This is a genomic window from Acinetobacter sp. MYb191 (assembly GCF_037572605.1).
Taxonomy (GTDB): domain Bacteria; phylum Pseudomonadota; class Gammaproteobacteria; order Pseudomonadales; family Moraxellaceae; genus Acinetobacter; species Acinetobacter johnsonii.
Genome location: NZ_JBBGZP010000010.1, coordinates 110,248 through 123,621 on the forward strand (window position 1 = coordinate 110,248; position 13,374 = coordinate 123,621).

The window sequence follows — 13,374 nt, forward strand, 5'->3', positions numbered from 1 at the left end:
GTGATTTATAAAACATTGATTATTATGTGCTTATTGAGCTTAAGTGCTTGCGAAACTAAATATTTAGGTGAGACTGCTCATGCTAAATCGATTGAACAACAGAAAATAGAGACGCCACAATCAGATTTATCACCTGGGAAGATTTTGCACAGTAGTAAAGATATAAAGAAAGCCTTAGATAATAAAATTTATGTATTATTAAACTCTAAAGAAGGATGTATTGTAAGTGAAAAACCAATTAATAATGATGTTATTATTATATATAAGGAAGATGAAAAATTTAAATATGATATGGTGAAGCCAGTAACTAAAAAGGATGATACTGATTGTGTTTCAAACTTAACGTTTGTAACTGATGAACCTAACTATTTTTATAATATTGGTAAAAGAACTCGAACCTCTATTCGAGGTTATGGTTTTCAGTTAAGTCAAAGCCAAATTATGTATAATAATGGAAAAATTAGAGGAGTAGATCTAATTGGAAATAGTATTCCAAATGTTATAACTGAATGTTTTTCACAGGAAGGTTCACATTTTAATATTTGGGGAGGGCACAATAATGAGGAAAAACTATTGCACCGTTATACTTTTTTAGATATGGATATACAGCCATCATGTACTGAAAATGATAAAATAGTTAGCTCAGGCTTGTTGGATTTAAAAAAATAAGAATAAAAAGAAAGGTAATTATATACCTTTCTTTTTAATATTTTTTAGTAAAGAAAATTTATATTCAACTTTTGAAGTATAGAGATATGGATTTTTATCACCCTTCCAACACTTCTTCCAACAACTCCTCACTCGGCGCAAAATAATAAGCACCGTCCACAGGAGTCACAAAATGAAGCATACGATCATGAATTCCATCACCACTGGTGCCAAACATTCGCAGTAACATCGCATCAATAATGCTTAAATCTTTCGTATAGGCAATAAAAAATAAACCTTGCTCACCTTTACCATCGCCATATGGAAGAGAGTGACGTAGGATTTCCATTTCCTCGCCTTCATCATCTTCAACCACGACACGTGCAACGTGAGAATTTTCAGGTTTAACGTCATCATCTAGTTCAATGCTTTCAAGTTTTGTCCGTCCAAAGACTTGCTCTTGAGCATCAACTTTTAATTTTTTCCACTTTTCCAAATCATGGCAATAGCGCTGTGCAAAGATAAAAGAACCATCTGCGAATACTCCTGCATCTTCACTTAATAAGGTCGTTGCAGCACGATCATCGGGAAACTGTGGGTTTTCAGTACCATCAATAAAACCAGTCAAATCTCGACCATCAAAATTGCGGAAACAGACCCGTTCATCTAAAACATCAACTTTATCTTGGATGCCTTCGAAGAACGATTGACTAAGGGCAAAACAAATATCGGTACGCTGAGCCGCAATATGAATTAAAACATCCGCAGGTGAAACAGGCATATTGAAAGAGCCATAAATTGGCTCTAGCTGTTTAAACCCTGCAGGCGCTGTAGGATGAAGTTGTGCCCAAAGTTCAGGGCCAAAAGCAACAGCCGTTTTAATTTGCGCATGTGGATGTTGGGTAATAAGACGATCACGGGTGGAAAATAAATCTTCTAATTTTTCTTTAAGTTCTTCAATACTTAAATCTTTTAAACGTAAAACAATAAAACGGGCATGATCTGAAGGTAATGGTAGAATTACAGATTGGGCGGTCATTCATGGCTCCTAAAAAAATTGTTATTTCTATTGGCTGTACTTATTGTGCCTTATGCAGTTTCAGCTTCATAGCCTTAAGTGATAAATTCATTGATGAATAATAAACCCTAAAAGCATGAAAGATCATATAATCTAAAGGTCATTTTTTTCTCAATACCACTATGTCATTTCAAATTTGGCTGGGCTTTGTACTCGCATGTTGGATCATTAGTATTTCTCCAGGGGCAGGGGCCATTGCGTCAATGTCGAGTGGCCTTAACTACGGTTTTCGGCATGGCTATTGGAATGCGCTGGGTTTACAACTCGCCTTGTTGGTACAAATCGGTATTGTGGCGGCTGGGGTAGGGGTACTTTTTGCCACAACGCCGTGGGCATTTTGGGCCGTGAAGTGGTTTGGTGTGGCTTATTTATTGTATTTGGCTTATTTACAATGGATGGCACCCATCCAATCGATTGAAATTCAACAAGAACAACCGACTAAGTCACGCTCCAAATTGGTGATGTATGGCTTTTTGATCAATATGAGCAATCCCAAAGCAATCGTATTTTTATTGGCAGTTTTACCGCAATTTTTGGATTTGTCTAAACCGCAGTGGAGTCAATATGCGGTGATGGCCGTCACGATGGTCACGATTGATTTGATTGTGATGGCAGGATATACGGGGTTAGCAGCGAAAGTTTTAAAACTCTTAACATCACCGCGACAGCAAAAATATCTCAATCGTACTTTCGCAGTATTGTTCAGTTGTGCGGCGGGACTGCTTAGTTTGGTTCATCAGTAAGTTTAGTCTGCGTCAATTCTACTAAAAACTGTTGTTCGGTAACCACATGTATACCGTGCTGACGAAATAGGGCGGCAGTGATTCCTTCCCCTACAATTTTTTGCCCAGTAAATGAGCCATCATAGATGCCATCACTGCCACAGGATGGGCTATTGGCTTTGAGCACAGCATGGGTAACGTGATTGGCTTGCGCTAATGCTAAAGCTTTGTAAGCACCTTGAATAAAGACATCGCTAATCTGATGACCATCTGAGGAAAAAATCTGTGCGCGGCCTAATAAAACATCAGCACCTGACCCGTGGCGAATTTCTGCTGCGGGACGCGGGGTTGGAAGTCCTGCACTGACTTCAGGACATAAGCTGACATAATTTTTATCCAGCAAAGCTTGAACTAACTGAGAGACTAAGCAGTCTTTGCCGTCATAACGGACTTTTTGTCCGAGTAGACATGCGCTGATAAAATAACGTTTATGGCTCATTTATTTATGTCAGTTTTTTAAACTTCTGCGCGATAAAAATCAACGCAAACAAAATCGACATGGTTAAAACAATGCTGAGCCCTGTAGAGGTATTCAGTCCTGCACTGGACCATAAACCAACCGTCACCCCAATTTGCGCAATCACAAAGGCCCAAATCACCATTTGTTTTGGAGAGTGGGCAAGCAGTCGAGCGGTGAGTGCTGGAATGACAAGCAAGGCACCCATCAGTAAAGAACCCACTGCACGAAGCGCTAAAATGGTAAATAAAGCCAGTAGCAACATAAAAATCAAACGTTGCCATTTCGCACTGACGCCTTCACTAACAGCCATATCAGGATCGATCGCGATTTGAATTTGAGCCTGCCAACTTTTATAAAGCACTGCGAGTGCAACAACAATAACAGTGGCAAAAACGGGTAGGTCTGTCCATGTGATCGTGAGCAAATCACCAAATAAATAGCTGAGTAGCTCAGGTCTTAAGCTTGGAATATGTTGAATAAACATCAGACCCGAGCAGAGCAAGGTCGCAGAACAGAGTGCGAGTAATGCATCATTTGGTAAACGTGGATCATGCAAAACCCAAAGGATCGCCACCAACAGCCCCGCAATAAAAGCCACACCCATCCACAGGGGCAACGCCATTGCTCCTGCAATCGCGACACCCAGTAATGTGCCATGTGCCATGGTGTCGGCAAAGAAAGACATGCGGCGCCATAGCATCAAACAGCCTAGTGGCGCAGTTAAAAAGACCAGAAGCGTGCCCATAATCCATGCAGGCAACAGCAGTTGTAACCATTCCATCATGACTTAAGCTTCCGGTTCGGGGTGAATGTGTGGGCGAGCGTCATGCTGACAAGGCGTTGCACTATCACCATGTGCACAGTGATCATGATGATGTTGATAGAACACGCGGTTGGTACCAAAAATAGCTTGATACTCAGGGTGTTGTTGCACACTTTCAGGCAGGCCACTACAACAAATGTGTTTATTCAAACACACCACACGATGAGTTCCTTGCATGACCCACTGCAAATCATGTGAAACCATGAGCACAGCACAACCATATTTGGCGGGTAAACTGCGCACATAGTCGTACAGCTCAGCCTCAGACTGAATGTCTAAGCCCTGCATCGGTTCATCGAGAACCAAAATATCGGGTTGACGTAACAGTGCACGAGCCAGTAAAACGCGTTGTCGTTCCCCACCTGAAAGCTGCTGTACTTTGGAATTTTCAAGTTTGCTGATCCCAGTATCGTGGATAATTTCTTGCTTAATTACAGGATCACATTTTTCCAAAGCTAATAGGTCTTTCACCCTAAGCGGTAGGCTATGTGAGGGATTAAATTTTTGTGGTACATAAGAAAACTTGAGTGGCTTTGTTGTTTTAATGTCGCCAATATTAGGGTGAACAATACCCAATAGCACTTTAATGAGCGTGGATTTTCCCGCGCCATTTGGACCGATCAGGGTCACAATTTCCCGTTCATGTAAGACAAAATCGACATGCTTTAAAATGTCGCGTTCATCGATACGAACACTAATTTGGGAGAGTTCGACCAGAACAGGATCGAGGCTTATTTGTGGCGACACTGCTGACAAATTCCTGAAATTTCGATAATGCTATGTTGTGCCGTAAAACCATCGGCTGCGGAAAGTGCATCGAGTTGTTGTAATAATCCTTGTGCAGAGGCCTCGGTCACTGATTTGCAATCAGTACAAATGAGAAAGGCTGCTTGATGGCCTTCACGGGGATGGCAACACGGAATATAGGCATTAATCGAGGTGAGTCGGTGAATGAGGCCCTTTTCTAATAAAAAGTCTAAGGTGCGGTACACCGTTGGTGGGGCAGCAGGTCGGTCGGCATTACTTTTAATTTTAGCCAATAAGTCATAGGCACCCATCGGGCCTGTCGCATTCAGGATCAATGCCAAGACTTCTTTTCTTAAGGGGGTTAGGCGCGCACCAGTTGCTGCGCACAAGACTTCTGCTTCAGCCAAACGCGTCTCAACGTTGTGATGACCATGCACATCATGTAAAGCATGGTGGTGTTCGTGAGAACAAGCGCTCATAACAAACCTCAAGTGAAAAATTTATAAAACAAAAACGACATTAAATCTTAACATGAAGCGCAGAGAGTTTCGATTAGGCATAGGTATTTTTGTCGATTTGTTATATTATAACACTAATTGTATTTCTAGTGATTGCTCCCCATGTCCCGTTTCTTGGCTTTTTTTGCGTTTACGCTGTTTAGTAGTGTTGCTTGGACGCAAGACTTGGTTGTCTCTACACAGCCGATTTACTTGATTGCACAGGAAGTGACGAAAGGCATTGAAAAACCAACCTTATTGTTGGCCGATCAATCTGGACATGATGTGAGTTTGACCCCAATGCATCGTAAAATCATTCAGGATGCAGGTTTGGTTATTTGGTTGGGACGAGCACATGAAGCACCGCTGGATAAACTTCTGACCCCCAATGATAAAGCAGTTTCTATTTTAGATTCAGGCATTATCAATGCTTTACCACTACGAAATACCCGTGGTGATGCCTTAAAAAACACCATCGATACCCATGTTTGGCTTGACCCAAACAATGCGGTACGCATTGGTTTCTTTATTGCAGGTCTACGTTCACAGCAGATGCCTGAGTTTAAGGAGCGCTACTGGAACAATGCCAAAATCTTTGCTCAGAAAATGTTGCAAGCCTCAGCTATATATAGTCAAAGTACCCAAGCTCGCCCGTATTGGTCTTTTCATGATGCCTATCAATATCTAGAGCGACCTTTAAACTTACGCTTTGCAGGCGCCTTGACAGATGATCCACATATTGCCCCTACTGTTGCGCAAATCAAATACTTAAATGACAGCCGCCCTTATTCAAAGATGTGCCTTTTGGCCGAAGTGCATGCCAGTCAAGCACAATATCAAAAGTTGAACCCATTGGTTTTCCAAGCGGTTGATGAAAGCATGACTGGGGCAGGGGATTTTGTCAGCGCGTGGAAGCAATTGGCCGATCATGTGCATAAATGTGTGCTAAATGCGCGAAAGTGACGCAAAAATTAAACAATAATTGATTAGTTTAAAAGCAATTTAAACATAGAAAAAAACTCGACTTAGGTCGGGAAAAGATTGCATGTTCAGGGGTGTAACTCTATAATGCCTGCGATTAAAAATAATCATCAGCTAAACTTGTCAAGCATGATTGTTGTGAGTGAATAAATAATGAGCCGAACTAGTCGCTTGATTGACCGACGATTAGCGAAAGCTTTAGTCCTCTTACAAGCATGTATGATTCCTGTTTCAGCCTTGATCGGCTGGGTCGTGAAAGACTCAACCGCAGCCCTGAGTGCAGCATTAGGTGCGCTCGTATGTTGGCTTGCGACTTGCTATTTTTCATGGCAGTCGTTTCGAGCGGCAGGAGCTCGCGCTTCTAAACAAGTTCTTGCGAACATGTATAAAGGCATGATGGGTAAGTTTGCAATTGTGATTGTTGGTTTCATTTTAATTTTAAGCAATGTCAAACCGTTGTCAGCGGTGGCGTTGTTTTGTGGTTTTATGCTCGTTCAAACCATGACGTGGGTTGCTCCATTTTGGGTGTCGCGTCAACAAAAACGAGTTTAATAAGCACTACAAAAAATTGAAAAGTTTTTTAGGAGATGGACGAGATATCAAGCAGCACGCGATGTTCGTTCTCTCTATTTGTATTTGACATTGACCAGGTGTGATTTATGGCTGCTGAAGAACATGCCCTTACTTCGACCGAGTATATCAAGCATCACTTGACGAATATGACTTATGGCAAAATGCCAGACGGTTCATGGAAGTTGGCTGAGACTGCTGAAGAAGCTCAACAGATGGGGTTCACTGCTATTCACTTGGATTCAATGGGTTGGTCTATCACTCTTGGTGTGATTTTCTGTTTGTTGTTCTGGTGCGTAGCGAAAGCTGCAAACTCTGGTGTTCCAACCAAGTTCCAGTCTGCAATTGAAATGATCATTGAGTTTGTGGACTCAAGTGTTCGCGACACTTTCCATGGCAAATCACGCTTAATTGCGCCACTTGCATTGACCATTTTCGTGTGGATTTTCCTCATGAACGCAATGGACTTAATCCCAGTTGACTTTATTCCGTATACAGCTCAACTGATTGGTGCAAGTGTATTTGGTATGGATCCTCATCACGTTTACTTCAAGGTTGTACCTTCTACAGATCCAAACATTACCCTAGGTATGTCTTTGTCTGTATTTGTACTGATCTTGTTCTACAGTATTCGCGAAAAGGGGATTGGTGGTTTCGTTGGCGAATTAGCACTTAACCCATTTAACCCAAGTAACCCAGTTGCAAAAGCGTTATTGATTCCAGTGAACTTAATTCTTGAATTAGTAACATTCCTTGCACGTCCAGTTTCATTGGCTCTGCGACTTTTCGGTAACATGTATGCAGGTGAGTTAATCTTCATCCTTATCGCATTATTACCGTTCTGGATCCAATGGGCGTTGTCTGTGCCTTGGGCGATCTTCCACATTCTTGTTATCACGCTACAAGCATTCATCTTTATGATGCTGACTATCGTATACTTGAGCATGGCAAGCGAAAAGCATTAATGGTAATGCCCAACTATCACTGGATGGTTGGGCGCATAATTTTTTAATTTAATTTGGTATAAACCTAACCTCTGAGGAATTATCATGGAACTCACTTTAGGTCTAGTTGCAATTGCATCTGCTATCTTGATCGCTTTTGGTGCTTTAGGTACTGCGATTGGTTTTGGTCTTTTAGGCGGTCGCTTCCTTGAAGCTGTTGCACGTCAACCAGAATTGGCTCCACAACTTCAAACTCGTATGTTCTTAATCGCGGGTCTTCTTGATGCTGTGCCTATGATCGGTGTTGGTATTGGCTTGTTCTTCATCTTTGCTAATCCATTTGTAGGTTAATCAGCTTAATTCCTAAATTAAACTATTGAGGAATAGCAATGAATATCAACCTCACATTGATTGGCCAAGCGATTGCATTTGCGATGTTTGTCGCATTCTGCATGAAATTTGTATGGCCACCACTAATCAATGCGATTAGTGAGCGTCAGCGTAAAATCGCTGATGGCTTAAACGCTGCTGAAAAAGCAAAAGCTGATCTTGCGGATGCGCAAGCTCAAGTGAAAGCTGAATTAGATGCAGCGAAAGCGCAAGCGGCTCAATTGATCGAACAAGCGAACCGTCGCGGTGCACAATTGGTAGAAGAAGCTCGTACTCAAGCGTCAGCTGAAGGTGAGCGTATTCGTCAACAAGCAAAAGAAGCTGTTGATACAGAAATCAATTCTGCTCGTGAAGAATTACGTCAACAAGTTGCTGATCTTGCAGTAACAGGTGCTGAGAAAATTCTTAGCCAAAAAGTTGATGCTGAAGCTCACAATGCCATGCTGACTCAGCTGGCTGCTAAACTTTAAGAGAGGCGGATTATGGCTGAACTCTTGACGTTGGCACGCCCGTACGCTAAAGCAGCATTTGCTTACGCTTCTGAGCAAAATGCAACTGACTCTTGGTCATCTGTATTGAACTTGCTCAGTGCTGCGGTGCAAGACGAAGCATTTTCAGCTTTCTTAACTCGCCCTGAGCTTACTCCTGCTGAGCAGGTAAGTCTTTTTGCAAAAGTATTAGGCGAAGACCAAACTGCAGCAGTGTCAAACTTTTTGACATTGCTTGCTGAAAACAACCGTTTGGCGCTTCTTCCTGAAATTTCTGCTGAATACGAGCAGCTCAAATCACAGAATAACAATACTGTGGATGTAGTGATTGAATCTGCATTCCCATTGACTTCTGTACAAGAACAATTACTTGCACATGCTTTAGAGAAAAAATTCGAAGCTGCAGTAAATGTTTCTGTAGAAGTTAAACCAGAGCTTATTGCTGGTGTTGTTATTCGTGCAGGCGACCAAGTGATAGATGATTCTGCGCTTAACAAGCTAGAAAAAATGCGGACTCGTCTTCTTGCTTAATTGCATATGAAGACTGAACTTTAAAAAGATTGAGGTATAGCGCAATGCAACAACTGAATCCATCCGAGATCAGTGCGCTCATTAAACAGCGTATCGGCGATCTGGACACCAGCGCGACCGCTAAAAACGAAGGGACCATTGTTATGGTTTCCGACGGTATTGTGCGTATTCACGGCCTTGCTGATGCAATGTACGGTGAAATGATCGAATTCGACGGCGGCTTATACGGTATGGCACTGAACCTAGAACAGGATTCAGTGGGCGTCGTTGTTTTAGGTAACTACTTAAGCCTTCAAGAAGGTCAAAAAGCGCGTTGCACAGGTCGTGTATTAGAAGTTCCGGTTGGTCCAGAACTTTTAGGCCGTGTAGTAGATGCTTTGGGTAACCCAATTGATGGTAAAGGCCCAATTGATGCAAAATTAACTGATGCTGTTGAAAAAGTAGCACCAGGCGTAATTTGGCGTCAATCAGTGGATCAGCCTGTACAAACTGGTTATAAATCAGTAGATACAATGATTCCTGTAGGCCGTGGTCAGCGTGAGTTGATCATTGGTGACCGTCAAACTGGTAAAACAGCGATGGCGATCGATGCGATCATCGCTCAGAAAAACTCTGGCATTAAATGTGTATACGTAGCTATTGGTCAAAAACAATCGACTATTGCTAACGTTGTGCGCAAGCTAGAAGAAACTGGCGCTATGGCGTATACCACTGTTGTAGCAGCAGCTGCAGCCGATCCAGCAGCAATGTTGTACTTGGCTCCATACTCTGGCTGTACAATGGGCGAATACTTCCGTGACCGCGGTGAAGATGCACTAATCATTTATGATGATTTGTCTAAGCAAGCTGTTGCTTACCGTCAAATTTCATTGTTATTACGTCGTCCACCAGGTCGTGAAGCGTATCCAGGTGACGTATTCTATCTTCACTCTCGTCTTCTTGAGCGTGCTTCGCGCGTTTCTGCTGACTATGTTGAGAAATTAACGAATGGTGAAGTTAAAGGCCAAACTGGTTCATTAACTGCATTGCCAATCATTGAAACTCAAGCGGGTGACGTATCTGCATTCGTACCAACGAACGTAATTTCGATCACTGACGGTCAGATCTTCCTTGAAACATCATTATTCAACGCAGGTATTCGTCCTGCTGTGAACGCGGGTATCTCTGTATCTCGTGTTGGTGGTTCAGCGCAGACTAAGATCATCAAAAAATTGTCTGGTGGTATCCGTACTGCTTTGGCGCAATACCGTGAATTGGCAGCGTTTGCTCAGTTTGCTTCTGACCTTGATGAAGCAACGCGTAAGCAACTTGAACATGGTCAACGTGTAACTGAATTAATGAAGCAAAAACAATATGCTCCATATTCAATTGCTGACCAAGCTGTTTCAATTTATGCATCTAACGAAGGCTACATGGCTGACGTTGAAGTGAAGAAAATCGTAGACTTTGATGCTGCGTTAATCTCTTACTTCCGTTCAGAAAATGCTGCGTTAATGCAAAACATCGATGAAACTGGTGATTACAACAAAGACATCGAAGCTGCAATCAAAGCAGGTATTGAAAGCTTTAAAGCGACTCAAACTTACTAATTTCAACTTCAGTTGGATTTAGTTTTGGTTTGGTTCACGGATCAACCTTCGAGGGCTCGAAAGGGCCTTCGAATACTAGGTTAAGCGTATGGCAAATTTAAAAGAAATTCGCGCCAAAGTAGCTAGTATCAAAAGCACGCAGAAAATTACTCGCGCGATGCAGATGGTAGCAGCTTCTAAGATGCGTCGTGCGCAAGAGCGCATGGCTCAAGGCCGTCCGTATGCCGAAAATATGCACCGTGTAATTGCTCACTTGGTTCAAGCGAATCCTGAATACAAACACCGTTATATGGTTGAACGCCCTGTGAAGCGCGTTGGCTATATCATTGTGTCTTCAGATCGTGGCCTTGCTGGTGGTTTGAACATTAACTTGTTCAAAAAAGTGGTTAAACACGTACAACAGCAACGAGAGCAGTCAATTGAAGTTCAATTTGCTTTAATTGGTCAAAAAGCGGTTTCGTTTTTTAAAAACTACGGCGGTAAAGTGCTGGGTGCTACGACAAATGTCGGTGATACACCAAGCCTTGAACAGTTATCTGGTTCTGTACAGGTGATGTTAGACGCATTTGATAAAGGCGAGTTAGATCGTATTTATCTCGTGTCAAACGGCTTTGTCAATGCCATGACTCAAAATCAAAAAATCGAACAACTTGTTCCTTTAGCAACTGCTGAAGAAAACAAGACCCTTAATCGTCAATACGGTTGGGATTATCTCTATGAGCCTGAAGCTGAACAGCTTTTAAATGGCTTATTGGTTCGTTATATCGAGTCTGTGGTATATCAAGGCGTGATCGAAAACATCGCGTGTGAGCAGTCAGCTCGTATGGTTGCAATGAAAGCTGCAACGGACAACGCAGGTGATTTGATCAAGAGCCTACAACTTATTTATAACAAGCTGCGTCAAGCCGCGATTACTCAGGAAATTTCTGAGATCGTTGGTGGTGCCGCTGCCGTTTAACATTATTTTGAATTGAGGAGACAGCAATGAGTAGCGGTCGTATCATTCAGATCATCGGCGCGGTTATCGACGTCGAGTTTGAACGTAACAGCGTTCCTAAGATCTATGACGCTCTCCACGTTGATGGCACTGAAACTACATTAGAAGTTCAGCAACAACTTGGTGATGGCGTAGTTCGTACTATTGCAATGGGTTCTACTGAAGGCCTTAAGCGTGGTTTGAACGTAACGAATACTAACGCGCCAATCTCTGTACCAGTGGGTACAGCGACTTTGGGTCGTATCATGGACGTTCTTGGTCGCCCAATCGACGAAGCTGGTCCAGTTGCGACTGAAGCGCGTTTACCGATTCACCGTCAAGCACCTTCTTATGCTGAGCAAGCAGCTTCTACTGACCTTTTAGAAACTGGTATTAAAGTCATCGACTTACTATGCCCGTTCGCTAAAGGTGGTAAAGTTGGTCTGTTCGGTGGTGCCGGTGTTGGTAAAACTGTAAACATGATGGAGTTGATCAACAACATCGCTAAAGCGCACTCAGGTTTATCTGTGTTCGCTGGTGTTGGTGAGCGTACTCGTGAAGGTAACGACTTCTATCACGAGATGAAAGACTCAAACGTTCTAGACAAAGTAGCAATGGTCTACGGTCAGATGAACGAGCCACCGGGTAACCGTTTACGCGTAGCGTTGACTGGTTTGACTATGGCTGAGTACTTCCGTGATGAGAAAGACGAAAACGGCAAAGGCCGTGACGTACTATTGTTCGTAGATAACATCTACCGTTATACACTAGCAGGTACTGAAGTATCAGCACTTCTAGGTCGTATGCCATCTGCAGTAGGTTACCAACCGACACTTGCAGAAGAGATGGGTGTTCTTCAAGAACGTATTACATCGACTAAGTCTGGTTCTATTACGTCAATCCAAGCGGTATACGTACCTGCCGATGACTTAACAGATCCATCGCCTGCAACTACGTTTGCTCACTTAGACGCAACTGTAGTATTGAGCCGTGACATCGCATCTTCTGGTATTTATCCAGCGATCGATCCACTTGACTCAACTTCACGTCAGTTAGATCCACTAGTAGTGGGTGCTGAGCATTACGAGATTGCTCGTTCAGTTCAAAACGTTCTTCAACGTTATAAAGAATTGAAAGACATCATCGCGATTCTTGGTATGGACGAACTTGCAGAAGAAGATAAGTTGACTGTTTACCGTGCGCGTAAAATCCAACGTTTCTTCTCTCAACCGTTCCACGTAGCTGAAGTGTTTACTGGTGCTCCTGGTAAACTTGTACCGCTTAAAGAAACGATTCGTGGCTTTAAAGGTCTTTTAGCTGGTGAATATGACCACATTCCAGAACAAGCGTTCTATATGGTTGGTGGTATTGACGAAGTAATTGCTAAAGCTGAGAAACTTTAATTAGTTACCTAATTTAGGAGATTCTCATGTCGACTATGCAGTGTGATGTTGTAAGTGTTCAAGAGTCTTTGTACTCTGGCGCTGTAACGATGCTAATTGCTAAAGGTGCTGGTGGTGAATTAGGTATTATGCCTGGTCACGCGCCACTAGTAACTTTACTCAAGCCGGGTACAATCCGTGTTCTGCTTGAAAACGGTACAGAAGAGTTAATCTATGTATCTGGTGGTGTTTTAGAAGTTCAACCGCATGTTGTTACGGTTCTTGCAGATACTGCAGTCCGTGCAGAAAACTTAGATGAAGCAGCAATTCTTGAAGCGCGTAAACACGCTGAACAATTGCTTGCGAATCAAAAGAGCGACTTGGACTCGGCTGCTGCTTTGGCTGCTCTTGCAGAAACTGCTGCTCAGTTGGAAACCATCCGCAAAATCAAAAACCGCGCTCAATAAGAGATGGTTTGAGATTAAAAA

At 42.7% G+C, this 13,374-nt stretch carries 17 protein-coding genes; 12 read left to right on the forward strand and 5 right to left on the reverse strand.

Features of this window, described 5'->3' with window-relative positions; all coding sequences use genetic code 11:
• On the forward strand, positions 1 to 669 hold the full coding sequence (locus WH214_RS05960; RefSeq protein ID WP_339421877.1) for a hypothetical protein: 669 nt from the start codon (positions 1 to 3) through the stop codon (positions 667 to 669).
• 97 nt (positions 670 to 766) lie between these two features.
• Here the strand turns inward: WH214_RS05960 and WH214_RS05965 are convergent, their stop codons facing one another.
• Positions 767 to 1,687 carry a Dyp-type peroxidase gene (locus tag WH214_RS05965; protein ID WP_339421876.1) on the reverse strand — a complete coding sequence of 307 codons (921 nt, stop codon included), beginning with the start codon at positions 1,685 to 1,687 and terminating at the stop codon, positions 767 to 769.
• Positions 1,688 to 1,848: 161 nt separating this feature from the next.
• Here WH214_RS05965 and WH214_RS05970 point away from each other — a divergent pair, with 161 nt between their 5' ends.
• The gene (locus WH214_RS05970) at positions 1,849 to 2,469 is read left to right on the forward strand and encodes a LysE family transporter (RefSeq protein WP_078426296.1); all 621 of its coding nucleotides are present in this window, start codon (positions 1,849 to 1,851) and stop codon (positions 2,467 to 2,469) included.
• Here the strand turns inward: WH214_RS05970 and WH214_RS05975 are convergent.
• Genes WH214_RS05975 through WH214_RS05990 form a run of 4 tightly spaced genes read right to left on the reverse strand, consistent with a single transcriptional unit; the run spans position 2,450 to position 5,017 of the window.
• A complete protein-coding gene (locus WH214_RS05975; protein ID WP_339421875.1) occupies positions 2,450 to 2,947 on the reverse strand; it encodes a DUF523 domain-containing protein in 498 nt (165 codons plus the stop codon). The genes WH214_RS05970 and WH214_RS05975 overlap by 20 nt on opposite strands.
• 4 nt (positions 2,948 to 2,951) lie before the next feature.
• Complete coding sequence (gene znuB / locus WH214_RS05980; protein WP_010325641.1) at positions 2,952 to 3,752, reverse strand: zinc ABC transporter permease subunit ZnuB; 801 nt, start codon at positions 3,750 to 3,752, stop codon at positions 2,952 to 2,954.
• 3 nt (positions 3,753 to 3,755) lie between these two features.
• On the reverse strand, positions 3,756 to 4,538 hold the full coding sequence (znuC, locus tag WH214_RS05985) for a zinc ABC transporter ATP-binding protein ZnuC (RefSeq protein ID WP_339421874.1): 783 nt from the start codon (positions 4,536 to 4,538) through the stop codon (positions 3,756 to 3,758).
• Entirely contained in the window at positions 4,523 to 5,017 is a 495-nt protein-coding gene (locus tag WH214_RS05990; protein ID WP_058868677.1) for a transcriptional repressor, read from the reverse strand. The genes znuC and WH214_RS05990 overlap by 16 nt, the downstream gene beginning before the upstream one ends.
• A gap of 141 nt (positions 5,018 to 5,158) precedes the next feature.
• Between WH214_RS05990 and WH214_RS05995 the strand changes: the two genes are divergently transcribed.
• The 10 genes from WH214_RS05995 to WH214_RS06040 all read left to right on the forward strand — a co-directional run bounded on the left by WH214_RS05995 (position 5,159) and on the right by WH214_RS06040 (position 13,353).
• Positions 5,159 to 5,998: a metal ABC transporter solute-binding protein, Zn/Mn family gene (locus WH214_RS05995; protein ID WP_339421873.1), complete on the forward strand. Its 840-nt coding sequence runs from the start codon at positions 5,159 to 5,161 to the stop codon at positions 5,996 to 5,998.
• Positions 5,999 to 6,169: 171 nt separating this feature from the next.
• Positions 6,170 to 6,568 (forward strand): ATP synthase subunit I, encoded by a 399-nt coding sequence (locus tag WH214_RS06000; RefSeq protein ID WP_004684416.1) that lies wholly within the window; start codon positions 6,170 to 6,172, stop codon positions 6,566 to 6,568.
• A gap of 107 nt (positions 6,569 to 6,675) precedes the next feature.
• On the forward strand, positions 6,676 to 7,551 hold the full coding sequence (atpB, locus tag WH214_RS06005; protein ID WP_004684418.1) for a F0F1 ATP synthase subunit A: 876 nt from the start codon (positions 6,676 to 6,678) through the stop codon (positions 7,549 to 7,551).
• An 84-nt stretch (positions 7,552 to 7,635) separates the two neighbouring features.
• A complete protein-coding gene (atpE, locus tag WH214_RS06010; protein ID WP_000424060.1) occupies positions 7,636 to 7,881 on the forward strand; it encodes a F0F1 ATP synthase subunit C in 246 nt (81 codons plus the stop codon).
• Positions 7,882 to 7,919: 38 nt separating this feature from the next.
• Positions 7,920 to 8,390 carry a F0F1 ATP synthase subunit B gene (locus WH214_RS06015; RefSeq protein WP_004684420.1) on the forward strand — a complete coding sequence of 157 codons (471 nt, stop codon included), beginning with the start codon at positions 7,920 to 7,922 and terminating at the stop codon, positions 8,388 to 8,390.
• Positions 8,391 to 8,402: 12 nt separating this feature from the next.
• Complete coding sequence (locus WH214_RS06020) at positions 8,403 to 8,939, forward strand: F0F1 ATP synthase subunit delta (protein ID WP_339421872.1); 537 nt, start codon at positions 8,403 to 8,405, stop codon at positions 8,937 to 8,939.
• Positions 8,940 to 8,983: 44 nt separating this feature from the next.
• Positions 8,984 to 10,528: a F0F1 ATP synthase subunit alpha gene (gene atpA / locus WH214_RS06025; protein WP_339993028.1), complete on the forward strand. Its 1,545-nt coding sequence runs from the start codon at positions 8,984 to 8,986 to the stop codon at positions 10,526 to 10,528.
• Positions 10,529 to 10,616: 88 nt separating this feature from the next.
• Positions 10,617 to 11,486, forward strand: a complete 870-nt coding sequence (gene atpG / locus WH214_RS06030) for a F0F1 ATP synthase subunit gamma (protein ID WP_339421870.1) — start codon at positions 10,617 to 10,619, stop codon at positions 11,484 to 11,486.
• Positions 11,487 to 11,512: 26 nt separating this feature from the next.
• Positions 11,513 to 12,907 carry a F0F1 ATP synthase subunit beta gene (gene atpD, locus WH214_RS06035; protein ID WP_004684425.1) on the forward strand — a complete coding sequence of 465 codons (1,395 nt, stop codon included), beginning with the start codon at positions 11,513 to 11,515 and terminating at the stop codon, positions 12,905 to 12,907.
• A gap of 26 nt (positions 12,908 to 12,933) precedes the next feature.
• Positions 12,934 to 13,353, forward strand: a complete 420-nt coding sequence (locus WH214_RS06040; protein WP_004684427.1) for a F0F1 ATP synthase subunit epsilon — start codon at positions 12,934 to 12,936, stop codon at positions 13,351 to 13,353.
• The last annotated feature ends 21 nt before the right edge of the window (positions 13,354 to 13,374 follow it).